This window comes from Chitinophaga flava, from assembly GCF_003308995.1.
Classification (GTDB): Bacteria; Bacteroidota; Bacteroidia; order Chitinophagales; family Chitinophagaceae; genus Chitinophaga; species Chitinophaga flava.
In genome coordinates, this window is the sequence record NZ_QFFJ01000001.1 from 3,888,481 (window position 1) to 3,914,091 (window position 25,611).

A 25,611-nucleotide genomic window follows, 5' to 3' on the forward strand; every position below is an offset into this window, starting at 1 on the left:
AACGATATTTGTAGGGGTTGCAGTGATGCTACCCCTTTTTTATTTAAACCTTTACATATGACGATCTTCACAAAAATTATCCGGGGAGAAATACCCAGCTACAAGATTGCAGAGAACGAGCACTTTTATGCTTTTCTGGATATTTTCCCTTTGATGAAGGGACATACGCTGGTAATCCCCAAAGTGGAAACGGACAAGTTTTTTGACGTATCTGATGATTTGATGAGGGAGTGGTTGTTATTTGCCAAACCTATTGCGAAGGCAATAGAGCAGGTGGTACCTTGTAACCGGGTAGGTGTGAGTGTGGTAGGCCTTGAAGTACCTCATGCACATATGCACCTTATTCCGATCAATTCTGTAGATGACATGAATTTTTCGCGCGGCAAGCTGAAACTGTCAGAGGAGGAGTTTAAAGCAATCCAGGAACAGATAGTGGCGCAGCTGTAGTTTATGACTTCACAGGGATATTGAACCGGAAACCTACACCGTGGAGTGTTTCCAGTTTAACATGCGGATCAGACTTAAAATGTTTTCTGAGTTTGGTCACAAAAACGTCCATGCTCCGGCCCAGGAAGTAGTCGTCTTTACCCCATACATGCGAAAGAATATCTTCTCTTTTGAGTGTTTTATTGGGGTTTTCGCACAGGTATCTGAGTAATTCGGCTTCTTTCTGGGTGAGTGAAATGGAAATTTCTCCTGACTCGTTGTAGAGGCGGAGATCTTCATAGTCAAACATCAGTTTCCCGATGGCAAAGGTGGTACTTCTTTTGGCAATCTGGCTTCTGGTTCTTTTCAGGAATACTTCAATACGCAGGATCAGTTCCTGCATGCTGAATGGTTTACTGATATAATCATCTGCACCGGTGCGCAGTCCGGCGATCCGGTCTTCCTTTTCATTTTTGGAAGTCAGGAACAGGATGGGAATATGATCATTGACAGTGCGGATCTGTTGCGCCAGTGTAAGGCCGTCTTTTTTGGGCATTACCACATCCAGCAAACAAATATCGAAAGTGCGTAACTGAAACTGTTCCCACGCGGCCTGGCCGTCTATACTGTGCACAACATCGTAGCCCGCTTCTTCCAACCGCTTCTTTGTAACTGCACCAATATATTCATCATCTTCCACCAATAGGATTCTTGCTTTCATATCTGCCTGATGCTGATTAATATAAAAAAGCTTGTTGCACTATTCATGCTTAACAAATGATGGTCATTTTTCATAGTGATGCTAAATTTCCGGTTATCACCGGGTTAGCCATTATTCAGGATGAACATTTTCAAACAAAGTAACTACATTTTACGAATTTATGAAATAAGCTTTTCGTTACCGTGAAATCCTTTCAGGGTGTTTTTGTAAAAATTGTTCCCATCCTTTTGATTTACTTATGGCTGCGAGCGGATTGCTTTCCTGATAGAAGTGACAAACCGCTACAGCCAAGGCATCGGTAGCATCGAAGTAATCAGGCCGTTCTTTGATACTGAGAATACGCTGCAGCATCAGCCATACTTGTTCCTTATCGGAATTACCATTGCCGGTAACGGATTGTTTTACCTTTTTGGGCGAGTATTCTGCTACCGTCAGGCCAGCCTGCATGGCGGTGGCAATAGCCACACCCTGCGCTCTGCCCAGCTTGAGCATACTCTGTACGTTTTTCCCGAAAAAGGGTGCTTCAATCGCAAAGCAGGTCGGTTTGTATTCCTGGATTAGTTCATTAACGCGGGAATGAATCAGTTGTAAGCGTTCATAGTGGTCCTTCAACCGGGATAATTTCAGAACGTCCATATCTATCAGACTGGCTTTTTTACCTTCCACCCGAATCAGTCCATATCCCATCACCAGGGTACCGGGGTCAATGCCGAGAATTATTTTTGCCTTGTTTGCCAACCACAGTATATTTTTGCACAAATCTTGATATCTGAACAAAAGTACCAAAATAATTCTCAATTACTTATTAGGGGCAGGGCTTTTTACCTGGTTGGCTTATTCGATCTATCATCAGCTGACGCACCGTGAAAACCTGGAGCAGTCGTTGACGCACATGACCAAAACCATACAGGAAAAGGGATGGATAGGATTATTGCTGGTGCTGCTGCTAATGTTTTTTAACTGGGGACTGGAAGCGAAAAAGTGGCAGAAACTGGTCAAACCATTGGAACCCATTTCTTTCCGCAGAGCCTTCAGTGCCATTCTGTCCGGTGTTTCCCTGTCTATCAATACTCCTAATCGTATAGGCGAATACGGTGGACGCATTCTGTATCTCAAAAACGGCAATAAACTGAAAGCTATTGCTGCCACTATTGTGGGTAGCTTCAGTCAGCTCATTGTGACTGTTATTTTTGGGTTAATAGGTATGCTTTACTATTTGAACAACTTCAGTGTAGTAAAGGAAAACGGATATTTCCCTCCCAACTTCTGGGAGAAAATCGTGTTTGGCATCCTCGTAGTAATTTGTGTGCTGACGATATTGTTATATTTTCGGTTACAAATTATTCTGGCTGTATTTGAAAAAGTCCGGTTTTTGCGAAAGGCAAAGGTTTTTGTTCAGATCATCGTTCGTTATTCTGCCGCTGATTTACGTTACCTGTTGCTGCTTTCAGCCATACGATATCTGGTCTTCTCGGCACAGTATTTGATTTTGTTGGACGCCCTGGGGCTGGAGTTTTTGTGGTGGCAGGCCTTTTTTCTCAATAGCGTTATTTATCTGGTTATGGCCATGGTGCCTACCATCGCTATCGCAGAATTAGGGATCCGTGGAAAAGTAAGTATCTATTTCCTCGGACTGCTCAGTACCAATACAGCCGTTATCATAGCAGCCACGGGGGGCATCTGGTTGATCAACCTGTGTTTGCCGGCAGTGATGGGAAGTGTGCTGCTCTTAGGAATAAAAATTTTTAAGGAAAAATAGCTTCCAGCAATGAGATACCTTCTGCTCATCTTGTTATCTATCGCCTGTATAACCCCCGCTCACGCGCAAAATGACTTCTGTTCTATCCGCAATGCCAGTTTTAATGCCGGAGAAAGTATCACCTTCAAAGTGATGTACAACCTGGGTAAAATGTATGTTGGTGCAGGTGAGGCCATATTCACTGTTAACCTCGAACGTTTCGCCAACCGTGATGTTTACCATATTGTCGGTGATGGCCGTACCTTCCGTGCCTACGACTGGATCTTCAAGGTGCGTGATAAATATGAAACCTTCCTCGATACAGCCACCATGCAGCCCCTGAAATTTCTGCGCAATGTCAACGAAGGAGGATATAAAATTTATAACAATGTAGTATTTAATCAGGCTGCTCACCAGGCCGTTAGTACCAATGGGACCTTTCCTGTACCACCATGTGTACAGGATGTGATCAGTTCCATCTACTACGCCCGCAATATCGACTTCAGCAAAGCCCAGGAAGGCGATAAAATACCCTTCGCCATGTTCCTCGATGACCAGGTATATAACATATACATCCGCTACCTGGGCAAGGAAGAAGTAAATACCCGCTTCGGTAAATTCAGAGCTATCAAATTCAAGCCGCTGCTGATCAAAGGCACCATCTTCGAAGGCGGAGAAAAAATGACCGTATGGGTAAGCGATGATGCCAATAAAGTACCACTGCGGATAGAAAGCCCTATTTCTGTGGGGAATATCATCGTAGACATGGTCAACTACACTAATCTTCGGCATTCCTTCACTTCTCTGTTAAAACAACGGTAAAATATATTTACCGGGCTGAAAATGAGTAGATTTAACAATTCTTTTGTTCAGTCCGGTGCAAATTTTGACGACCTTACGTGCCGTAGAAAAACTTTATATTTGTTATAATCAACCCTTTATGATTATGGAAGAACGTAAACCGAAGATATTACTGGCGGAAGATGATACCAACCTGGGCATGGTACTTAAAAACTACCTGGAACTCAATGACTATGATGTGGAATTATGTCGTGATGGCATTCTGGCGCTGGCCGCTTTCCGCCGCGAAAAATTCGATATCTGCCTGCTGGACATTATGATGCCCAATATGGACGGCTTTAAACTGGCGGAAGAAATCCGGGACGTAGACCCCGATATCCCCCTGTTTTTCCTCTCCGCTAAAACCATGAAGGAAGACATTATCCAGGGGTATAAACTGGGTGCTGATGATTATATCTCCAAACCATTTGATAGTGAGCTGTTGCTGCTCAAGATCAAAGCAATCCTGAAACGTAACCAGGAGCTCAACAGCAAGGAAGAGGAACAGCATGAATTCCAGATAGGTTCCTATGCCTTCAACTCCCGTCTGCGTACCCTGGCCCACAACGGCGAAACACATACCCTCTCTCCCAAAGAGAACGAGCTGCTGCATATGCTTTGTGAACATAAAAACGATCTGCTGCCCAGAGAGCTCGCCCTCAAAAAGATATGGGGCAGCGATACCTACTTCAACGGACGTAGCATGGACGTTTATATCGCCAAACTCCGTAAATACCTGAAAGAGGATTCCAACATCGAAATCGTGAATATACACGGTAATGGTTTCCGTTTGGTGGTAAAGGAGTAACTGTGATGGATGTGATAAATACTGATGCTCCTGATGGAGTGAAGATAAAAACAAAGAACCCATTGATTTTACATCAATGGGTTCTTTGTTTTTATCAATAAGATATTGAATTCATTTTCGCTTATATCTCTGCTTCATCAGGAGCATCAGTATTTATCACATCCATCACAGTTAGAATAGTAGCTGGCTACCTCCCCGGAATGGTGTTTTACCCAGGTGCAGATAGGCTTTTTCTGTGACTTCACGGCCACGGGGTGTACGTTTGATAAAACCTTCCTGTATCAGAAACGGTTCGTATACTTCTTCAAGCGTACCGGCTTCTTCTCCTACTGCGGTGGCAATAGTGGTGATGCCTACAGGGCCGCCTTTAAAGTTTTCGATGATTACCTGCAGGATACGGTTGTCCATTTCATCGAGACCGTATTCGTCTACGTTGAGTGCTTTAAGGCTAAGCTGGGCTATTTCAAGATCAATGACGCCATTGCCAATTACCATAGCGAAGTCACGTACACGACGCAGCAAACCATTGGCAATACGGGGAGTGCCACGGGAACGTCGCGCAATTTCTCCGGCAGCATCTGAGGTGATTTTAGTACCCAGGAGTCCAGCCGCACGCCAGATGATCTTCTGTAAAGTGGTGGCATTGTAGTATTCCATCCTCGACTTGATACCAAAGCGGGAAAGCAGTGGCGCCGTCAACAATCCCGAACGCGTGGTAGCGCCGATCAGTGTAAACGGATGCAGATTGATCTGAATGGAACGGGCACTGGGTCCGGAATCTATCATGATATCGATACGGTAGTCTTCCATGGCAGAATACAGGTATTCTTCCACGACGGTACTTAACCGGTGTATTTCATCGATAAACAGTACATCTTTTTCTTCCAGGTTGGTCAGCAAGCCTGCCAGGTCGCCCGGTTTCTCTATCACCGGCCCGGAGGTTTCGCGGATATTCACGCCCAGCTCATTGGCCACAATACGCGACAGGGTGGTCTTTCCCAGTCCCGGCGGGCCATGGAACAACACGTGGTCCAGTGCTTCCCCGCGCATTTTGGCGGCTTTGATGAATATCTTCAGATTTTCGATGATCTGATCCTGGCCCGAAAAATCAATGATCTCCCGGGGACGAATGCTGTTCTCAAACTCTTTCTCAGCTGCACTGAGTCTGTTTTCTTCTGGTCTTAAAGGCTCATTAGACATAATACCCGTCAAAAATACCAAATTAAATTCAGGGGGATTTACGTAACTTAATAAAGTTACTTCTTCCCTTGTCAACTATCAAAACGCCCCCTCATGTGCCAACGTACCCCATTCATGGTTATTATCGCCTGTATAGGCTTTTTGTTAAACTGTTGCCTGCTACCGGTATCCCTGGAGGCCCAGCTCCGGAGAGGTGATCGTCTACTCTATCGTATTACCATCACATTCAATCCTCCTGCTTATTTGGTGACAGAAAAGATCTATCAGCTGACAGTGCTGCAAACCAGTAAGCATGAAGCCACCATTGCCTGCACCCTGTTGCATGCCAATGACAGTACACGCTTGAAGACAGGGCAGTATCATTTCGTCAGCAGTGATCCTTCCACCTGGCATGCGTGGAGTACGGAAACAGCCTCGCAGATGGCATTATTGTATCATCCTGTCATACTCACTGTCCGGAATAATGATTCTATTGTAAATACACAAGGTATTACAGCCATCGTGGAGGCGGCACGGCTACGATGGAGTCTGCCTCCCGAAGTGGCTGCAGACCTGAGATGGCGGATACCTGTACAATTGACCGCTGACATGGAAAAACTGTTCCGCTGCCTCCCCGCTAAAATGGAGGCCGGCTACCAATGGTATCAGGGATTTGATTCCTGTAGAGTGGAGGTGGTGACACCGGAGACAGTCAGCATCTACCGCTTTCCCGGCTTCCCCAATCCTGATGGATCCTCTTATAGGGAGTCCAGCGTATACACGCTGTTACGCAACAAGGGAGTGGTGGATAAACTCGTGGATACACTTATTCTTGAAGTAGAAGATCCCCAGACCAAACAACCTTTTGTCAGCACCAGCACAACTAATATCCAATTGTTGCCTGTTGATACTCAGGTGCCCGTTACAGACACTGCCCGGTTCAATGCGCAGGTATGGAGAGGGGCCTGGCAACAGATTACACCGTCTGCCGTTCCGAAAAAATAAAGCATCACCAGAATCCATAAAACAATCTGTAATCCTACAAAGGTGTTAATATCTCCTGAAGGAAAAATGTTAGCATTGTAATCTGAAAAAAATTGATGTAATCTTACAAGACTTTACGGCTGCCTACGCTACACAGCCCCGCAAAAGCAACCACGGTCAAATGTAGAACAACAGAAAAAACGATTATAACTGCTCATGAAAAAACTGATCTTATCACTGGCTGCCGGCTGTATGATGACTGCCGCTCATAGTCAACAGATACAACAAAAGGAAGTAGCCCGCATTATTGGCACGCTTGCCGCTGATAACATGGAAGGACGTATGTCCGGAACACCGGCAGCGGACAGGGCTGCAGCGTTTATTAGTGAAGAATTTAAAAAGGCTGGGCTGCAGCCTTTGCCTGGAGAGACTTCTTTCCTGCAACATTTTAGTAAGTATGGTATCAGTACCAACAACACTACGCTGACAATCAACGGAGCCGTGAAAGACTGGCCTGTTATTGCAGTTGGTAGTTCGCTGCATGTGCAGCTGAGTAAGGATACTGCCACCTGTACGGAAGTACATGTAGCCAATGCAGAAGAGCTGGGAGCCGTGTTGGAACAGCGTAAGGCCCTGCAGAAAAATGTGCTGGTATGGCTTGATCCTTCATTGACCGGATACCTGGGCGGTCTGGAAGCTTCTTTTGCCGGCCGTTTGTATAACAGCCTGAAAGATGTGCCGACAGACAGCAATCATACAGCGAAACACATGGTAATGATACTGGAAAAAGAACCGATAGGAGAGCAGGCTAACTGGTCTGTAGAACAGGTACGCAGCATCAAAGCCCGTGAATTCAATAACGTAGCAGGTATCATCAAAGGTGCTACCAAGCCCGAAGAATATGTAATTTATTCCGGGCATTATGATCACCTGGGCATATTGCCAGCTGTAGCCGGCGATAGCATCGCCAACGGCGCGGATGATGATGCTTCCGGTACTACCGCTGTTATTATGCTGGCTAATTATTTCAAGAAAAAACATCCTGCCCGTACACTGATCTTTGTGGCTTTCACCGCAGAAGAAATCGGCGGCTATGGTTCCGGTTACTTCTCCAAAAAAATGGATCCTGCAAAAGTAGTGGCTATGTTCAACATAGAAATGATCGGTAAGGAATCCAAATTTGGAAAAAACAGCGCCTTTATAACCGGCTTTGAAAAATCAGACTTCGGTACCATTCTGCAACGTAATCTGGAAGGTTCTGCATTCCATTTTTATCCGGACCCCTATCCGGAGCAGAATCTGTTTTATCGTTCCGATAACGCCAACCTGGCCAAACTGGGTGTGCCAGCGCATACCATCTCCACCACACAAATTGATAAAGACCAGTTTTATCATACAGTAAAAGATGAAGTGTCAACACTGGATATCAAAAACATCACCGATATCATTCAGGCGATTGCGGTAAGTTCCGGAACTATTGTGAATGGAACGTCAACGCCTACACGAATTGCTCCACTTACTAAATAAAAAAAGCAAATCATATATTCATCCGGTTGAGATAATTCTCAACCGGATTTTCTTTTTAAAATAATTGTGTATCTATACTTTTTTCGGATTTCTTCATTACTTTTATGCCACTATACACCCCAAGTAGTCATTTAAAAACCATATCAATATGAAAACCGGAATTGTAAAACTCTGCGGTGCTGTAAGCATTGCAACAATGATGCTCGCGTCATGCTCTAAAGAGATGGCGGGTCCTGATCAGTCGCCCAAGACTGAAGTGAAGGATTCAACATCTATCAATTATGAAATCGCTGCGGTTAATCCAACTTATACGTTGACACCGGATGCCGCCGGCCGTTTATCTGCAATCACCGGGGATGCCGCCATGGCCAAGTCTTCCGGAGGATTTGACATCACCTGGGATACTGCAACTGCCCGCCTGCGTGAAATCCGCTTCGATGCCAAACGTGGTAAAGATGAAGTAGAATTTAAATTAAAAACAGACAGGCAGATAGATCTGAAGCAGACACCAGCTTTGCTGGGCGGTCTCAGAATTCCGTTGGGCACTTATCAAAAGGTGAAAGTATATGCCAGAGTAGAAGGTGATAAAAAGGATCCGGCAGTAAGATTGATCGGATTCCTGACCTGGGGTGATAAAAAGATCCCGATGGAAATCCTGCTCTCCGGCGTTATCGAATTAAAGGCTGATGCAAAAGATGTAGTCGTTACCGACAAAAACATCGATTGGAAAGGTCAGATCAAAATCTCTATGGACCTGATTCTTACCAAACTCCAGATCGGAGACTTTACTGGCTCCTTCACCAGTGGAAAACTTAAGATCAATGTAGATGTTAACAACGATCTGCATAATAAAGTGGTGAACTCATTCGAGAATAGTATGAGCGTAGAGCATACACACGATTAATCCGTTTCTGTGATTAAATGATTGATGTGAAGGCAGGATGCTTTCAGGAAAACTGTATGATGAATAAGTGATGCTACGAAGATGATGCGGAAAAACTACTTCGCTGGTATCACCCGTTGGCGTTCATCATTCAAATCCTGAAAACGTCCTGACCTTCTTTTTTCTATTTAATCCTGTTTTATTACTGCTGTACAATACTGGACAGCACTGCAAAGTGGTCGGAAGCAAAACGTCCTCCCCATGTCTGGGAGATAGAAGCGTGTTGCAGTACTTTGAATTTACCTTTCAGGAAGATATAATCGATGGGCTGATCATCCACTTCAGCAGAATGCCATCCGTTGAAAGTGCCGGTAGGACCGTAGTGTGGCGTAAGGCTGATGCTTTTGCTGTCGGTGAAGTGTAAGGGATTTTTGTTGTCCATTACTACCTGAATTGGTTCGTCATCAGGCGTAGCGTTGAAGTCGCCGGTGATGATGGCAGCTGTGGTGCCGGCGATGTTATGTACCTGTTGCAGCAGGAAACGAGCGCTTTCACGGCGTGCCACTTTACCCATATGATCGAAGTGGGTATTGAAATGATAGAATATTTTTTTCGTTTGTTTATCTCTGAACTGACCCCATGTTACGATACGGGTGATAGCAGCATCCCATCCTTTGCTACCCGCCACTGCAGGCGTTTCCGATAACCAGAATGTTTGTGTTTTGAGTAACTGTAAGCGGGTGGTATCGTAAAAGATAGCTGAGAACTCTCCTTTGTTTTTACCATCTTCACGGCCGGTGCCGATAGATTTATAACCGGGCAGCAACTGCCGCAGGTCTTCCATCTGATCAAACAGTGCTTCCTGTACTCCCAGGATGGCCGCATGATGAAATAATACTTCCGATGCTACTTTGTCTTTCCGGTAAGGCCACGCATTCAGGCTATCGTTCGGAGTATTCATCCGGATGTTGAAAGTCATTACCTGCAGTGGTGTCTGTGCAACCGCTGCGCCCATGATCAGGCATAATACGCCTGTCAGCCATATGTTTCTCATATTGTAACTGTTTATCCGGTAAAAATAATCAATCAGCTTACTTTTTTATGCCGTTATGGATAGATGGTTGTTTTCAGTTCTGCCAGCAGTGTAAGCAGGATAGCGGTGGAGATGCCCAATATGTCGCGCATGTTTTTGAGTGCGCGGGCAGAGAGTTTATAGGCGCCTTTTACGGAGATGCCCATGATGTTGGCGATCTGTTCGTAGTCGAGTTCTTCGAAGTAACGAAGGTACAGGATCTCCTTCTGCCGGGCATTGAGTTGATTGAGGGCTTGTAGTAGTTGCTGTTGTTGTTCCTGAAGCTGCTCTTTTTTAATATAGGCGTGCTCGGTAGAGAAGTGGGCCAGAAAGTCGTGTTCCTGTTGGTTGAAAGCCACCAGCACAGCGTTTTTGCGGGGACGCAGCCGGTTGTATATGGTGCCGCGGAGTGCTACAAACAGGTAGGGACGCGGATCTACGGTGGTGCTGAGGTTTTGCCTGTTTGTCCACAGTTTGATGAAAAGCTCCTGTATAGCATCTTTTACCTGATCATCGCTGGGATGAAGGCGCATGCCATATTCGTACAGCCGTTCAAAGTAACGGTCGTAGAGATTGGCAAAAGCCTGTTCATCGCCTTGTTGTAATGCTGTCCAGAGTATTGTATCAGCTGTTGTTAAAACGTCCATCTCCCCACTTGAGTGGCTAAATGTACAAAAAAATGTATAGCCTTGCCCGATTGTCCTATCTACATATGACTAAGAATAAATATGAAAAATATACATCGATATAAAATCAATGAAATCAGCACTTCTATAGTTTCTAATTAAAAAATTATAAAAAAATTGGAAAAAAGTGGGGTGTTTTGTGAAATCCTTGTGTTCTGTATGAAACATGGGGTAGTCATTTCTTACTCTCCTGTGATGATTATGTGATGCTAACGAAGAACTGATATTGAAGCAACGCTATTATTTATTTAAGAAAGATGATTTCCTGGAAGATATTTTTTTCAGGGAGTGGGTGAGATATGCCACACCGGAAGCGACAGCATTCTGGATGGCCTACCGTGACAGCAAGCCAGACAACCTGCATGAGCTGGAACAGGCTGTGGAAGCATTACAAGCCATCTATTGTCTGAAAAGGATCAGGCCTGCTGCTGACGATAAAGCAGCGGTGTGGGCACAGATACAATCCAGGTTAGGAGAAACACCGGTAGTGCCGCTGAAAGGCAATACCCGCAAACGCTGGATGGTAGCTGCTGTGTTGCTGCCATTGCTAATTGCGGTTACTGTCTGGTATCAGTTGCTGCCTCCTAAAATGAACAGAGTGGAGAGCGGATATGCTCAACAAGTACGTGTTACATTACCGGATTCTTCTGTCGTTATCCTGAATGCTCATTCAGCGCTCAGTTATCATCCATGGAAAGACGGAAAGCGGGAGGTATGGATTGAAGGAGAAGCTTTATTTGATGTGCGACCTGTAACAACGGCCACTGCTCAGCATTTTACGGTTCATGCCGGCGCTGTTCGTGTAGAGGTGTTAGGCACCATCTTCAATGTAAAACATCGAAGGGAAAAAACAGAAGTATTTCTTCAGCAGGGAAAAGTAAAAGTATCTGCACAAGATCACCATCAGGTGCTGTTGCTGCAACCAGATGAAAAAGCATCGTATAACAAAACGAATGGCCAGCTAAAGAAAAATACAGCCGATGCCGGAACTACGCTGGCATGGCGTGAAAACAAAATGAAACTGAAACAAACCTCTGTCAGCGAGATTATACATAACCTGCAGGATACCTATGGTTTCATTATCATGCTGCAAGATACATCCATTGCCCACCGTACCATAGAAGGTACTTTATCACTGAATAATATCAACAATGTACTGTTTGAATTATCAGCCATACTAAACGTAAAAATTGAGAAGAACAATGACACGCTGTTCCTGAAAAATAACGGTCAGCGCGGATATTAAACAGCGTAAATAAAAAACCAAGATCAATGAGGATTTGTACCAGACAAAGCCTGTATGGCTTCCTGTACCTGTGTGTACTGTTGCTCACCAGTGCCTGTGTTTTTGCACAACAACCAGTCGCCGGCCGATACCCGGCACCTACGCCAGTGAAATATGCATTGGACAGGGTAACTGTTCTTTATGGCACCACTTTTATGTACGAAGGTGTTTTACTGAAAAACAAGACTACCAATGTCAATGTAGATGCCATGAAAGGCAGGCCGGTGGAGGAAGTGCTGAAAAGCATATTATATCCTACTGACCTGTTGTTTCTGTATGTAGATAAAAACCATTATACCATTGTTTCCCGTCAGAAAAAAGACCATAAGGCGGAGAACCTTGCTCCTGGCGTGGTACAGGGAAGTGTGGAGGAAGAGGAAACGCGTACCATCAGTGGTACTGTGAGAGAACAGAGTGGTACACCGCTTCCCGGCGTAACCATACAGCTGGAAGGTGGAAAAAAATGGGCTATATCCGACAACAATGGTTACTTCATCATCGCAGTACCAGTAAAGGCTACCGCCTTAATTTTTACCTATGCCGGCATGGAACGTAAGAAGATGGTACTTGGGCCGGCTGTTAACCTGAACGTGATCATGGACAGCAAAGTACTGGATGAAGTAGTGATAACAGGTTATCAGACACTGTCGAAAGAAAGGGCTACCGGGGCTTTTGCTACTGTTAAATCCGCTGATCTGGAAAAGCGTCGTATCTCCAGCCTGTCGCAGGTGCTGGAAGGTACGCTGCCAGGTGTAGTGAGCTACAAAGGCGATATCAGTATTCGTGGTAACAGCACCTTTATGGCCACCAGTGCACCTTTGTATGTGATTGATGGTTTTCCCGTGGAAAATACTTCCTACGACTTTAATTTTAAACTGAAAGATAATGTACCCAATATCAACCCGGAAGATATTGAAAATATCACCGTGCTGAAGGATGCTGCAGCAGCTTCTATCTATGGTGCGCGTGCAGCCAACGGCGTTATTGTGATCACCACCAAAAAAGCAAAAGCCGGCACTACGAGGATCAGCTTCTCCGGTGATTTCGCGGTAAAACCGAAATATGATCTCTCTTACCTGAATAAGGCCAATGCCAGTGAACTGATAGATCTTACCTATAACTATTTCGACAACGATCCTGCTTATAAAACCAATCCACAACAGGAAGCCAATCGTCTGCGTAATTACGCTGGTGCTGTCACTCCGGCAGTAGACATCATGTTGCAGGTGGCGGAAGGAAAAATCACCCGCGCCCAGGCAGATGAAAAAATGAATGAGCTGCGCAGTATGAACTTATACAATAAACAACTGCTGCAACTGATGCGTCCTTCTGCTAATCAACAGTACAACCTGTCTCTTTCCAAAGCCACGGCCGGTAATGCTTTTAACTTCTCTGCCACTTTCCGGAACGAACAGGGATACCAGCGTTCTGATAACAATAAAAACCTGGGTCTCAACTTCCGCAATACCATCTCTGTCAATAAATGGCTGACAGCAGAAGCTGGCGTATACCTGAACTACAGCGATTCAAAAGCGTCAGGCCCGGATGGTATAAGCCTGGTAGATCTGATCAACGACCAGCAGCCTTTTGAACCTATCTTCGATCAGAATGGTAATCCATTACCACTCCGTAACAGACTGCAGCCGGATGAACTGGCCGACTATACGAAATACAACCTGTATTCCCCTAATAAAATCGTATCTGATGAACAGAACTATAACCTGGCCTGGACACGTAATCTGAAAACGCGTGCCTACGGTAAATTAAACGCTAAAATCCGGCCCTGGCTTACCTATGAAGGCATGTTCCAGTATGAAAAAAATACCGGCAAAACAGAGCAGCTCATGGATGCCGCTTCCTACTACATGCGGGATAAAATGAACAGCTTTACGTCTCTCGATGCAAAAGGGAATGTGGTATACAAACTGCCGCAGGGAAATGCTTTCCGTAATTATGGCAACTACCTTCGCGCCTATACGCTCCGTAATCAGCTGAATTTTAATAAAACTATCTCTCCGCAACATGAAATAGCTGCCATCGTTGGTTCTGAAACCAGAGAGGTGAAAAACAACCGTGACTTCATGGGCATGTTCGGCTATGATCCGCTCACCCTTCAGTATGTGCCGCTCAACAATACCACTGAAATGCTCAATGGCATGGTGGGGCTTAACAGACATCAGGGCAGGCTCTATAGTTACAAAGACCTGCAGTCAATGGGAGAAGTAATCAACCGTTATTTTTCTTTCTATGGTAATGCCAGTTATATCTATGATGGTAAGTACATGATCAGCGGAAGTGCACGTTACGACCTGTCTAACCTGTTTGGTACCAATCCTGCTTATCAGTACAGACCTTTATGGTCTACCGGCGCCAGCTGGATTATCAGCAAAGAGAAATTTATGGAAGACATTGCATGGCTCAATATGCTGAAACTGCGGGCTTCCTACGGTATCAATGGTAATGTGGCCAAAGAATCCGGACCTTTTATGACCGTAAGTTATAGTCTTAATTCCCTGACCAATAACACGACTGGCTCCATCAAATCGCCACCCAATCCTAATCTGCGTTGGGAAAGAACCACTACTACCAACTTCGGTATTGACTTCGCTTTGCTGAAAGACAGGATATCAGGTTCTGTTGATATCTATCAGAAGAAGAGCGATGACCTGCTGACTACCGTGACCATCGATCCGGCCATGGGTTTTGCTTCTGCTATCCTGAATAATGGTGCGATGGAAAACAAAGGTATTGAGCTGATGCTGAAAGGGCAGGTGATTCGTCAGCGTAATTTCGGTTGGGACATTACCCTGAATGGCTCTTACAACAAAAATAAAGTAACACGTGTAGACCTCAAGCCAGGTACCGCTTCTTCACTTATCTCAGATGGTGATTATTTTTTACAGGGCAGGCCTTACAAAGCGCTGTACAGTTATCCCTATGCAGGCTTGAACAACTATGGTGAACCGATGGTGTACAACCTGGATGGTGTAGCGGTAAATGCAGCGATAACAAACCCTGACATCGCGGTGTACAGTGGTTCGCTGACACCTCTTTTCAGCGGCGCCCTGATCAATAATGTCAATTGGCGCAACTTCCAGCTGTCCTTCATGTTTGTGTATCATGCTGGTAACGTGATGCGTACAGATGCCCGTGCCATCACCGGTTTACCTAACTCCGCCAGTTTTGTCAAAGGAGGTGCAGATAATGTATGGAAACAGCCCGGAGATGAGTTGTATACCAATGTGCCCCGTATTTCATGGGAGTATGATCCGCGGAAATCCAGCTTCAGAGATGCCTATTATCGTTATGGTGATCAGAACGTAGTAAGCGCTGCTTACATTAAAGCCAGAAACCTGGCCCTGAGTTATTCTCTGCCCAAACAATGGATTAAGAAAGCAAAGATAACGGATGCGTGTATACGTTTTCAGGCAGATAACCTGTTCTACATTGGTTTTAACGGAGAAGGCATAGATCCCGAAGCTTTGGACTTCAAAAGCGGATCCCGCAGTTTACCAATCATGCCCACGTATAACGTAGGATTCAACATCACACTTTAATCATCAGCAGAAAAGATTTGTATATGAAAAAGATCATGCAACTTGTTTTAGGTGGAAGCCTGATGATAGGAGCTGCCAGCTGTAAGAAATACCTGGAGATAGTACCCAAGGGAGAGAAAATCCCGCAAACGCTGGCAGACTATAAACCACTGGTAGAGAGCAAAAGCGCTCATACTTTTGATTATACCAACCAGGCTGTGGTAGCCAATGAATTTTATACACCCCAGCAGCAACAGGTAGCTATAAACCTGAGTACCATTAATTTTAACTGGCAGGAAGACAAAAGCAGGGCTGAGCTGATCATTGATGATGCGGCTTATAATGGAGCTTATGCCGGTATTTTCATTTATAACACGCTGGTGAATAATGTCCCGGATGCTATAGAAGGATCTGCTGCCGGAAAGGCCCAGCTGGTGGCGCAGGCCCGTGTGGCAAGAAGTATGCTTTACTTTTATCTGGTGACTTCCTACGCCAGAATGTATGATGCGGCTACAGCAGCCAGCGATCCGGCTGTACCTTTCAATATTACCGGCGATGCCGAAGACAAACCAGAGCAGGTATCTGTTCAGAAGATCTACGACTTCATCCTGCAGGATGTGAATGCAGCGCTGCCGGACTTGCCAAAGACTGCTGAAAATGCTTACTACGCCAATAAAGGAGCAGGATATGCTTTTCTGTCGAGGGTACACCTGTTCATGAAACATTATGATGAAGCAGCCGGCTTTGCCGATAAAGCACTGGCTGAAAATAGTGTTCTGTTTGATTATCCTGGTTATTACAATGATAACAAGGCAGTACTGGAGAAGCCCACGTTGTCTGTGAATACGCCGAAGTTTGAGTTCACCAACCCGGAGAATTATATTTTCCATTATGGCGGCAGTATTGCGCAGCTGCAGGGTTTTTATGCCTCTTCCATGCGTTATGCTGATTCTGCGCAGTATGATAAGGGAGATGCCCGTTTGCTGGTCAATTTTGCACCGAGAAGTCTGGGCCCTACATCAGAAACGATCTGGTCTTACAGAAGGAATGATAACGTGAACGTGGGTGGTATCCGCACACCGGAGATGTACTACATTAAAGCGGAGTGTCTGGCCCGTGCGGGTAAGATGGGAGAGGCTATGGCCGCGCTGAATACCGTACGTCGCAAACGTATACTGGCGGCTTCTTATACAGATGTTGCCGCCAACACGCCGGAAGAGGCCATCAGCCTGATACGGAGAGAGCTGCGTTGTGAATACAGAGGAACAGGTATGATATATCTGGATTATCGCCGCTTCAACAACGACCCGCAGTACAAGGCTACCATCACAAAGGTGGAAGGCACCAGAACCTATTCCATCAAGCCGGAATCACTGATGTGGATCATGCCTTTTTCTGTAAAGGCACTGGCTTACAATAAAACATTGCAGCAAAATTCCAAGTAGGAAATAAAACCAACCACCATAATTAGAACCACAGGTCGCCGGTAATTGCCGGCGGCCTTTTTTTATCCGTGGGTGTTGCCGTTCAGTTGCAAGATAAGATCAGGATCAGGAGAGTTTTGAAGATATTTATCCCGTTCGCTGAAGCGGCATACGCCCGGGTAATCACCTCTGAATTTCATCATGTCTTCTATAAGCTGGAAATGCAGATGCGGTGGCCATCCTCCGTTTTCGGCAGGAGTGCCGAAGTAGCCCAGCTGCTGGCCAGCCACGACTGGCATATTTTCGTATAGCCCTTGCAGGTTGGAGATGCTGAGATGTCCATAGAGCGTATGGAAAGTATATCCCTCCAGCTTATGTTGTAGGATGATGGTAGCGCCGTAGTCACCGAAGTGATCATTAAAGCGGAAGCTGTGAATATGGCCATTCAGTGGCGCAAAAACAGGGGTGCCTGCTGCGCCCCAGACATCTATGCCCAGGTGCAGTCTGCGTGGCTCTTCTCCGGCGTCAAAGTGAGGACTAACGGCGTAGATGGTCCGGTGTTCGCTGTATCCGCCAATGCCCAGCCGGCAACTGTTGGCCTTCAATGTTCGCGTAATATAATTGCAGAACTTTTTGATATTGTTCAAAGTGGCTTTAGTCAGGATAGTGTTGCTGGCAGTAAAGTCCATGACCAATAACTGCTCATCCGGATGAATCAGAGCTATGACCGGCTTAAAGGTGGATTGATATTTCTTTAATACCTCCTGTAGCATATTTCGCTGGCTTAAACTGTACATCTAAATATAAATATTAATTTGTGTATAAAATAATCTGCTGGACTGTGGTATATCCTGTATATGTTTCCATCGCTTCTTTACATCTTCCATTACATGCTGTTATGGAAACACTGGGTATGTTTATCGGTTTCCGGTATTTTTTGTATTTGCGCAAACGGCAGGGGGACCAGGTGTCGGGTGATAACCGTATCTGGTCTTTAATAGGCGCTACTTTCGGAGCCTTGCTGGGCAGTCGTTTGCTGGGATCCCTGGAGAACCCTCCGGGCTTATGGCAGGCCGATCATCCGCTTTATTACATCTACCAGAACAAAACGATCGTGGGTGGGCTACTTGGTGGGTTGGCAGGAGTGGAAATAATCAAAAAAATTATTGGTGAACGCCAGTCTACCGGTGATCTCTTTACCTACCCGCTGATATTGGCTATGATTATCGGGCGGATAGGTTGTTTCAGCATGGGGATTTATGAAGAAACGTATGGTGTGCCTACTTCTTTACCCTGGGGGATGAACCTGGGTGATGGTCTTCACCGGCATCCGGTGGCGCTATACGAGATCGTTTTTCTGTTGTTGTGGTGGCAGCTGTTTCGCTACCTGAGCCGGCGTTATGTGCTCGTCAGCGGTGGTCGTTTTAAACTCCTGATGATCGGTTATCTGTTGTTCCGCTTCCTGCTGGATTTTATCAAGCCCGGTTACCGTTTTGCTTTTGGACTCGGGTCTATACAACTGGCCTGCCTGGCTGGACTGATCTACTATTCACCGGTTATCTTTTCTCCTTCACGATTAATTCAGAAACAGTATGCCTGAAAAAAATTATACCTACTACGACTTTACAGTGAGCATCTGTAGTACCTGTTTACGGCGTGTAGACGCTAAAGTTATATTTGAAGATAACAAGGTGTTTATGTTAAAAAACTGCCCTGAACATGGGCGGGAAAAAGTGCTCATCGCTACGGATATTGATTATTATAAAAATACCCGTAACTATAACAAGCCTTCGGAAGCACCGCTGAAAACCAATACCCGCACACATTACGGCTGTCCATATGATTGTGGGCTATGTCAGGATCATGAACAACATTCCTGTCTTTCAGTGATAGAGGTGACAGATCGTTGTAATCTTACCTGCCCTACCTGTTACGCGATGTCTTCACCACATTATGGCCGTCATCGTACGCTGGAAGAGATAGAACAGATGCTGGACATCATTGTGGCCAACGAAGGACAGCCTGACGTAATACAGCTCAGTGGCGGGGAGCCCACCATACATCCACAGTTTTTTGAAATACTGGACATCGCCAAACGTAAGCCCATCAGGCATCTGATGATCAATACCAATGGTGTCCGGATTGCAAAGGACAAAGAATTTACCGCCAGACTGGCTACCTATATGCCCGATTTTGAAGTGTATCTTCAGTTCGATTCCTTCAAGCCGGAAGCTCTGGAACGGATGCGTGGGAAAGACCTAACCGATGTAAGAAAACAGGCACTGGAAAACCTGAATGAAGTAAATCTTAGCACCACGCTGGTGGTCACCTTACAGCGCGGCGTCAATGACGACGAGATGGGCAAAATCATTGACTATGCCCTGCAACAGCGATGTGTAAGAGGAGTTACTTTCCAGCCGGTACAGGTGGCAGGCCGTGCTGATGACTTTGATCCGGCTACTGATCGTATCACACTCACGGAAGTACGGCAGCGTATCCTCGAACAGTCACCGGTATTTAATGCACATGATATTATACCGGTACCTTGTAATCCGGATGCGCTGGCCATGGCTTATGCGCTGAAAATAGAGGATAAGGTGTTTCCGCTGACCCGTTTTGTAGATCCGGCTGTTCTGCTGAATAACAGTAAAAATACTATTGTATACGAACAAGATGAAAAGCTGCATCAGCATGTGCTTAAAATTTTCAGTACGGGTATTTCCACTGATGCTGCCGTGTGTGATATGCAGTCTTTATTATGTTGTCTGCCGCAGGTACAGGCGCCGGGGCTGGATTACAACAATCTGTTCAGGATTGTGATCATGCGGTTTATTGATGCATATGATTTTGATGTAAGGGCAATCAAAAAGTCCTGCGTACATATTGTACATAAAGACGGAAGGATCATTCCTTTCGAAACGATGAACCTGTTTTACAGGGATGACAAAGAAGCTTATCTGAAAACGCTGCAACAGGAGCGTGAATCTATTCAGTTATAATTGTTGCATATGAAACCTTTTACCAGAAAATTATTATGGACTTTACTGACACCACTGGGTATTGCACTGCTGATGGCTATTTCCGGTAGCGATGGTATTATGGGGGCTGGGTTGTTGTTATTGTTCGTTACACCAATGTATCTATTGGTGGGGCTTGTACTGGTTATGTTCTCGGACTCCGGTGTTGAAACGGGCAAAGCGCTGCTGTTGTCGTCGGGCATTATCCTGTTGGTAGGGTTGTCGACCTGTGGCCTTATTGTAAGTAATCTGCGTTTGGGTGGTATGCATTAGTTGTGGCTGATGGCCCAGGCTATCATAGAAAAATAAAGGGAGCAAAACACAGGTGTGTTTGCTCCCTTTGTTATTTGTTAAAGCGATCGTTAGACTACTATGTTGATCATTCTTCCTTTTACGATGATCACTTTTTTAGGCTGTTTGCCGTCGAGCCATTTCTGTACTACTTCGCTGGCCAGTACTTCCTTTTCGATGGTGCTGTTGTCAGCGTCTAATGGGAGGCCCATTTCAGTACGGGTTTTACCGTTTACAGCAATTGGGTAGTTGAAGGCGCTTTCTTTCGTATAGGCTTCATTGTATACCGGATATGCTGCGTTCAGGATGCTGGTAGTATTTCCCAGTAAATGCCACAGTTCTTCGCAGAAGTGAGGTGCAAATGGTGTGAGCAGTACCAGCAATGGTTCCAGGATATCCCGTTTGCTGCATTTCAGTGTAGCCAGTTCGTTTACACAGATCATAAACTGGCTGACAGCCGTATTGTAGGAGAAGCTGTTTGTATCGCCATCAATTTTGTTGATGGTTTTATGCAGTATTTTCAGCTCTTCCGGTGTAGGGGCGTCGTTGGTAACGATGAGTCCTTTATTTTCATCGGCAAACAGGCGCCACATTTTTTTGAGGAAGCGGTGTACGCCTTCTATGCCTTTGGTATCCCAGGGTTTGGACTGTTCTACAGGGCCCAGGAACATTTCGTACATACGGAAGGTGTCGGCGCCGAATTTATTTACGAGGTCGTTCGGGTTGACAGTATTGAACAGGCGTTTGCTCATTTTTTCCAGCAGGGTACCGCAGATATATTTACCATCTTCGAGGATAAAAGTAGCGTCAGCGTAGTCAGCTTTCCACTTTTTAAAGGCTTCCAGGTCTAATTCCACGCCGTCTACAATGTTTACGTCCACATGCAGCGCATCGGTTTCATACTGGTCTTTCAGGCCATAGGAAACAAACTGCTGGGTACCACGGATACGGTATACCAGTCTGGAGCTGCCGCCAATCATCCCCTGGTTGATCAGTGATTTGAAAGGTTCATCAAATCCGATATGACCGAGGTCAAAGAGTGCTTTGGTCCACATGCGGGAGTAGAGCAGGTGTCCTACGGCATGTTCGGTACCGCCCACGTATACATCTACCTGGTTCCAGTAGTCGGTAGCTTTGCGGTCGGCGAAGGTTGTGTTGTTGTGCGGATCCATGTAGCGGAGGAAATACCAGCTGCTGCCGGCATATCCGGGCATGGTGTTGGTTTCCCTTTTTACATCGGGGGCTACGTTTACCCAGTCGGTGATGTTGGCCAGCGGGCCTTCACCTTCTTCTCCGGGTTTGTACTGTTCTACGTAGGGCAGTTCCAGTGGCAGGTCTTTTTCGTCCATCGCGTAGGGAACACCGTCCTTAAACAGAATAGGGAATGGCTCGCCCCAGTAACGCTGACGGCTGAAGCCTGCGTCACGCATTTTATAGTTGATCTGGCGTTTGCCGATCTTCATTTCTTCCAGTTTGGAGATCACCGCGTCCATGGCGGCTTTCATATCCATACCATTGAGGAAGCCGCTGTTTTGCAGCTGGGCATCTTTAGTAGGATTGGCTTCTTCGCCATTGAAGGCATCCCCGATGATGTTGGTGATGGGGATATTAAAATGACGGGCGAAGCCGAAGTCGCGCTGGTCGCCGCAGGGCACAGCCATGATGGCGCCGGTGCCGTAGCCGGCCAGTACGTATTCTGCAGTCCATACCGGTATCTCGCGGCCGTCGAATGGGTTGACAGCGTAGGCGCCGGTAAAGCAGCCGGTGATTTGTTTTACATCGGCCATACGTTCCCTTTCGGAGCGGCTTTGTACGTACTCCAGGTATTTTTCGATGGCTTCTTTTTGTTCCGGGGTAGTGATCTGTTGTACCAGCTCATGTTCCGGGGCAATCACCATGAAGTCTACACCGAAGATGGTGTCGGGCCGGGTGGTATATACTTCCAGGTGCTGGTCGGAGCCTTTCAGCGCGAATTTTATTTCGGCGCCCTGGCTTTTACCGATCCAGTTGCGCTGCATTTCCTTCATGGCATCGCTGAAGTCTACGGTTTCCAGTCCTTCGAGGAGGCGGTTGGCGTACTCGGTGATGCGGAGGAACCACTGGCGCATTTTCTTTTTAATCACAGGGTGGCCACCACGTTCACTCACACCGTTGATTACTTCGTCATTGGCCAGTACAGTGCCGAGGGCAGCGCACCAGTTTACTTCGGCGTAGTCCAGGAAAGCGAGGCGATACTGCATAAGGATTTCCCGCTGTTCCTTTTCGGAATAGCTTTTCCATGTTGCAGCGGTAAAGGAGCGCTGACGGTCGCCGGGGCAGCCGTGGTTGCTGTTGCCTTCTTTTTCGAAGATGGCGGTCAGTGTGCTGATGGGCTCAGCTTTCTGGTTGATACGGTTAAACCAGCTTTCAAACAGCTGTAAAAAGATCCACTGGGTCCATTTATAGTAAGAAGGATCGCTGGTATTTACCTGGCGGTCCCAGTCATAGCAAAATCCGATATTATCCAGCTGTTCCCGGAAGGCTTTGATGTTCTGGGCGGTGGTAACGGCCGGATGCTGGCCTGTTTCCAGGGCGTATTGTTCTGCCGGCAGGCCGAAGGCGTCGTACCCCATGGTATGTAGTACGTTATAACCTTTTAGCCTTTTATACCTTGCATAGATGTCTGTAGCGATGTAGCCCAAAGGATGCCCTACGTGTAGCCCTGCTCCGGAAGGGTAGGGGAACATGTCCAGCACATAACATTTGGGTTTGGGGCTGTCATTGCTGACTTTGTAAGCGTGGGACTCCTGCCATTGCTGTTGCCACTTTTTTTCGATTGCCCTGAAATTGTATTCCATATATGAGTGTAGATGAGCAGTAAGCAACGGATATAGACAATACATCCGGGCTTTACCGCGTTATCAGTTATAATTTAAAAATCGGATTATGCCGTTTCAGCAAAATAATGTTAAAAATATTAATACAGCAATGTCATCCCCCAACATCTTTATATATTGCCGTTTTCTTAACATATTACGTTGCCAGTAACCTAAGGGACTGGCAAAATTACACATAACTGCTAATTTTTATTATTTTCGCCGATAAACTGCAGATTAATGGCGCAATCCGGGAAATCATCAGCAAAGAAGTCTAAACCGTCCTACCTCTACTCCATTATTGGAGTAGCACTGGTATTGTTTTCATTGGGTACCCTGGGTCTTGTGGTAATCCATGCCAGCAAGCTTAGCAAGTACTTTAAGGAAAGTATTGAAGTACAGGTTATCCTGAGAGATAATGTAAAAGAAACCCAGGCCCTGGCGCTGCGCGATTCTATCGCCCATAAGCCATATATAAAAACAATTGAATATGTGTCCAAGGATATGGCGGCCCAGCGCTTCAAAAAGGATTTTGGAGAAGATTTTATACAGCTGTTGCAGTATAACCCATTGTATGCCAGTATTAATATAAAAGCTAACGCTAACTATGTTAATAATGACAGTCTGAAAGTGATTGAAAACAACCTCACGCAGCAGAGCATTGTGCGGGAGATATCCTATCAGCGTACACTGGTGAGCAAACTGAATGAAAACGTCAACAAAATAGGAATGGTGATCCTGATTATCAGCTGTCTGCTGGCACTGGTGGTCATCTTCCTGATCGATAATACGATCCGCCTGGCTATGTTCAGCAACCGTTTCCTGATCAAAACCATGCAGATGGTGGGTGCTACCCGCTGGTTTATCGCCAAACCGTTTGATCTCCGCAGCGTTGCCAATGGTGCTATCAGCGCACTGATTGCTATTGCCGGTCTGGTGGCCATTCTGTCGTTTGCAGATAAAGCCCTGCCGGAGCTCAACGGATTGCGGGACAACGTGATGATAGCCCTGCTTTTCCTGGGCATGATCGTCGTAGGTATCGCCATCTCCCTGTTCAGTACTCACCGCTCCGTAATGAAATACCTGCGGCTCAAACTGGACGATCTTTATTAATGCATCATCATCATAACAAATAAACACTATGGCTATGGCTAAAGAAACACTCAGATCTACTGTGACCAAGGACGCCCCCCAGGCATCCCATCCAGTGACCGACAGCCGCCCTATTTTCCCGAAAGAGAACTACAAATACATGCTGGCTGGCATCGTAGTGATTGTATTGGGCTTTTTTCTCATGATGGGAGGCAACAGTAATGATCCCAATGCTTTCAAACCGGAAGAAGTATACAGCTTTCGTCGTATCACGCTGGCACCTATCGTAATTGTGCTGGGCCTGCTGATAGAGGTGTATGCCATCATGGCTCGTCCTAAAACCAAAGAGTAGTTTTGCAGCCAACGAATATATTTTACAGCGATGATGCCCTCATCGCTTTTTTTTATCACTTTTAACCATACTTGATTTAATGAACTTTTTCCATGCCATCATTATTGCCATCGTAGAAGGGCTGACTGAATTTCTGCCGATCTCCTCTACTGGTCATATGATTATTGTAAGCTCGTTGCTGGGTATTAGCAAGGATGAATTTACCAAACTGTTTGAAGTAGTGATCCAGCTGGGCGCTATTCTGGCCGTGGTGGTATTGTACTGGAGGAAATTTCTGGTTTTTGATAAAAACAGGATCAGTTTTTATGTGAAGTTGATTGTAGCCGTGATACCTGCCCTCATCGCCGGTTATCTCTTCAGTGATAAAATAGACCAGCTGCTGGAAAGCCCGCTTACAGTGGGCATTACCCTGCTGCTCGGCGGTATCGTATTGTTGTTTGTGGACAATTGGTTCCAGCAACCAACAATCGACACAGATGAGAAAGTAGGCATCTTTGCAGCCCTGCGTATCGGCTTTTTCCAGTGCCTGGCGCTGGTGCCCGGTGTTAGCCGTAGTGCCGCTTCCATCATTGGCGGTATGCAACAGAAGCTTACCCGCAGTGAAGCAGCCGAATTCTCTTTCTTCCTGGCGGTACCTACCATGGCTGCAGCCACTGGTTACAAACTGCTGAAAGGGAAAGAGCTGCTGATGGCTCACCCGGAAAATCTGAAACTGCTGCTGGTGGGTAACATCGTAGCTTTTGTAGTGGCCATGGGCGCTATCAAGTTCTTTATCGGTGCCTTAAAAAAATATGGTTTCAAAATGTGGGGTTACTACCGCATTATTGTAGGCGCTATTATTATCGGTGCTATTCTGATGGGTTATTCCCTGGAACTGTAACTGTGATGGATGTGA

General features: G+C 45.9%; 23 protein-coding genes. 16 read left to right on the forward strand and 7 right to left on the reverse strand.

The window, feature by feature from the left end; genetic code table 11:
- Window positions 1-57: 57 nt before the first annotated feature.
- The gene (locus tag DF182_RS15795; protein WP_113616566.1) at window positions 58-447 is read left to right on the forward strand and encodes an HIT family protein; all 390 of its coding nucleotides are present in this window, start codon (window positions 58-60) and stop codon (window positions 445-447) included.
- 1 nt (window position 448) lies between these two features.
- Here the strand turns inward: DF182_RS15795 and DF182_RS15800 are convergent, their stop codons facing one another.
- Together DF182_RS15800 and ruvC are read right to left on the reverse strand one after the other, a co-directional pair.
- On the reverse strand, window positions 449-1,147 hold the full coding sequence (locus tag DF182_RS15800; RefSeq protein WP_113616568.1) for a response regulator transcription factor: 699 nt from the start codon (window positions 1,145-1,147) through the stop codon (window positions 449-451).
- A gap of 177 nt (window positions 1,148-1,324) precedes the next feature.
- Window positions 1,325-1,885: a crossover junction endodeoxyribonuclease RuvC gene (ruvC, locus tag DF182_RS15805; RefSeq protein ID WP_170148834.1), complete on the reverse strand. Its 561-nt coding sequence runs from the start codon at window positions 1,883-1,885 to the stop codon at window positions 1,325-1,327.
- 52 nt (window positions 1,886-1,937) lie between these two features.
- On the opposite strand from ruvC, the gene DF182_RS15810 reads away from it, so the two are divergent.
- The 3 genes from DF182_RS15810 (at window position 1,938) to DF182_RS15820 (ending at window position 4,533) form a co-directional block, all read left to right on the forward strand.
- Window positions 1,938-2,906: a flippase-like domain-containing protein gene (locus DF182_RS15810; protein ID WP_262511097.1), complete on the forward strand. Its 969-nt coding sequence runs from the start codon at window positions 1,938-1,940 to the stop codon at window positions 2,904-2,906.
- A 9-nt stretch (window positions 2,907-2,915) separates the two neighbouring features.
- Window positions 2,916-3,707, forward strand: coding sequence for a DUF3108 domain-containing protein (locus DF182_RS15815; RefSeq protein ID WP_113616574.1), 792 nt, complete (start codon window positions 2,916-2,918; stop codon window positions 3,705-3,707).
- A 124-nt stretch (window positions 3,708-3,831) separates the two neighbouring features.
- Window positions 3,832-4,533, forward strand: coding sequence for a response regulator transcription factor (locus tag DF182_RS15820; RefSeq protein ID WP_113616919.1), 702 nt, complete (start codon window positions 3,832-3,834; stop codon window positions 4,531-4,533).
- 171 nt (window positions 4,534-4,704) lie between these two features.
- Here the strand turns inward: DF182_RS15820 and ruvB are convergent, their stop codons facing one another.
- On the reverse strand, window positions 4,705-5,733 hold the full coding sequence (gene ruvB / locus DF182_RS15825; protein WP_113616576.1) for a Holliday junction branch migration DNA helicase RuvB: 1,029 nt from the start codon (window positions 5,731-5,733) through the stop codon (window positions 4,705-4,707).
- 93 nt (window positions 5,734-5,826) lie between these two features.
- Here ruvB and DF182_RS15830 point away from each other — a divergent pair, with 93 nt between their 5' ends.
- From DF182_RS15830 to DF182_RS15840, 3 genes are all read left to right on the forward strand, one after another.
- Window positions 5,827-6,717 carry a hypothetical protein gene (locus tag DF182_RS15830; protein ID WP_147243447.1) on the forward strand — a complete coding sequence of 297 codons (891 nt, stop codon included), beginning with the start codon at window positions 5,827-5,829 and terminating at the stop codon, window positions 6,715-6,717.
- Between the two features lie 195 nt (window positions 6,718-6,912).
- A complete protein-coding gene (locus tag DF182_RS15835) occupies window positions 6,913-8,223 on the forward strand; it encodes a M20/M25/M40 family metallo-hydrolase (RefSeq protein WP_113616579.1) in 1,311 nt (436 codons plus the stop codon).
- A 148-nt stretch (window positions 8,224-8,371) separates the two neighbouring features.
- Window positions 8,372-9,127: a hypothetical protein gene (locus tag DF182_RS15840; protein ID WP_113616580.1), complete on the forward strand. Its 756-nt coding sequence runs from the start codon at window positions 8,372-8,374 to the stop codon at window positions 9,125-9,127.
- 181 nt (window positions 9,128-9,308) lie between these two features.
- Here the strand turns inward: DF182_RS15840 and DF182_RS15845 are convergent, their stop codons facing one another.
- Window positions 9,309-10,160 carry an endonuclease/exonuclease/phosphatase family protein gene (locus DF182_RS15845; protein WP_113616582.1) on the reverse strand — a complete coding sequence of 284 codons (852 nt, stop codon included), beginning with the start codon at window positions 10,158-10,160 and terminating at the stop codon, window positions 9,309-9,311.
- Between the two features lie 53 nt (window positions 10,161-10,213).
- A complete protein-coding gene (locus DF182_RS15850) occupies window positions 10,214-10,825 on the reverse strand; it encodes an RNA polymerase sigma factor (RefSeq protein ID WP_113616584.1) in 612 nt (203 codons plus the stop codon).
- Window positions 10,826-11,090: 265 nt separating this feature from the next.
- On the opposite strand from DF182_RS15850, the gene DF182_RS15855 reads away from it, so the two are divergent.
- From DF182_RS15855 to DF182_RS15865, 3 genes are read left to right on the forward strand one after another with little or no spacing between them, the layout of a single operon-like run.
- Window positions 11,091-12,110: a FecR family protein gene (locus tag DF182_RS15855; RefSeq protein WP_113616585.1), complete on the forward strand. Its 1,020-nt coding sequence runs from the start codon at window positions 11,091-11,093 to the stop codon at window positions 12,108-12,110.
- A 26-nt stretch (window positions 12,111-12,136) separates the two neighbouring features.
- Complete coding sequence (locus DF182_RS15860) at window positions 12,137-15,706, forward strand: SusC/RagA family TonB-linked outer membrane protein (RefSeq protein WP_113616587.1); 3,570 nt, start codon at window positions 12,137-12,139, stop codon at window positions 15,704-15,706.
- 23 nt (window positions 15,707-15,729) lie between these two features.
- Window positions 15,730-17,130, forward strand: coding sequence for a RagB/SusD family nutrient uptake outer membrane protein (locus DF182_RS15865; protein ID WP_113616588.1), 1,401 nt, complete (start codon window positions 15,730-15,732; stop codon window positions 17,128-17,130).
- Window positions 17,131-17,192: 62 nt separating this feature from the next.
- Here DF182_RS15865 and DF182_RS15870 read toward each other — a convergent pair whose 3' ends face one another.
- Window positions 17,193-17,882 (reverse strand): peptidoglycan DD-metalloendopeptidase family protein, encoded by a 690-nt coding sequence (locus DF182_RS15870; protein ID WP_113616590.1) that lies wholly within the window; start codon window positions 17,880-17,882, stop codon window positions 17,193-17,195.
- A gap of 44 nt (window positions 17,883-17,926) precedes the next feature.
- On the opposite strand from DF182_RS15870, the gene DF182_RS15875 reads away from it, so the two are divergent.
- Genes DF182_RS15875 through DF182_RS15885 form a run of 3 tightly spaced genes read left to right on the forward strand, consistent with a single transcriptional unit; the run spans window position 17,927 to window position 20,399 of the window.
- Window positions 17,927-18,709, forward strand: a complete 783-nt coding sequence (locus DF182_RS15875) for a prolipoprotein diacylglyceryl transferase family protein (RefSeq protein WP_245957455.1) — start codon at window positions 17,927-17,929, stop codon at window positions 18,707-18,709.
- Complete coding sequence (locus tag DF182_RS15880) at window positions 18,702-20,108, forward strand: radical SAM protein (protein WP_113616592.1); 1,407 nt, start codon at window positions 18,702-18,704, stop codon at window positions 20,106-20,108. Before DF182_RS15875 ends, DF182_RS15880 begins: the two co-directional genes overlap by 8 nt.
- Before the next feature lie 9 nt (window positions 20,109-20,117).
- Entirely contained in the window at window positions 20,118-20,399 is a 282-nt protein-coding gene (locus DF182_RS15885) for a hypothetical protein (RefSeq protein ID WP_113616594.1), read from the forward strand.
- An 89-nt stretch (window positions 20,400-20,488) separates the two neighbouring features.
- On the opposite strand, the gene leuS is transcribed toward DF182_RS15885, so the two are convergent.
- Window positions 20,489-23,254 (reverse strand): leucine--tRNA ligase, encoded by a 2,766-nt coding sequence (gene leuS, locus DF182_RS15890; RefSeq protein WP_113616596.1) that lies wholly within the window; start codon window positions 23,252-23,254, stop codon window positions 20,489-20,491.
- 258 nt (window positions 23,255-23,512) lie between these two features.
- Here leuS and DF182_RS15895 point away from each other — a divergent pair, with 258 nt between their 5' ends.
- From DF182_RS15895 to DF182_RS15905, 3 genes are all read left to right on the forward strand, one after another.
- Window positions 23,513-24,385, forward strand: a complete 873-nt coding sequence (locus tag DF182_RS15895) for a cell division protein FtsX (protein WP_113616598.1) — start codon at window positions 23,513-23,515, stop codon at window positions 24,383-24,385.
- Window positions 24,386-24,419: 34 nt separating this feature from the next.
- Window positions 24,420-24,716 (forward strand): DUF3098 domain-containing protein, encoded by a 297-nt coding sequence (locus DF182_RS15900; RefSeq protein WP_113616921.1) that lies wholly within the window; start codon window positions 24,420-24,422, stop codon window positions 24,714-24,716.
- A gap of 79 nt (window positions 24,717-24,795) precedes the next feature.
- The gene (locus tag DF182_RS15905; protein ID WP_113616600.1) at window positions 24,796-25,596 is read left to right on the forward strand and encodes an undecaprenyl-diphosphate phosphatase; all 801 of its coding nucleotides are present in this window, start codon (window positions 24,796-24,798) and stop codon (window positions 25,594-25,596) included.
- The last annotated feature ends 15 nt before the right edge of the window (window positions 25,597-25,611 follow it).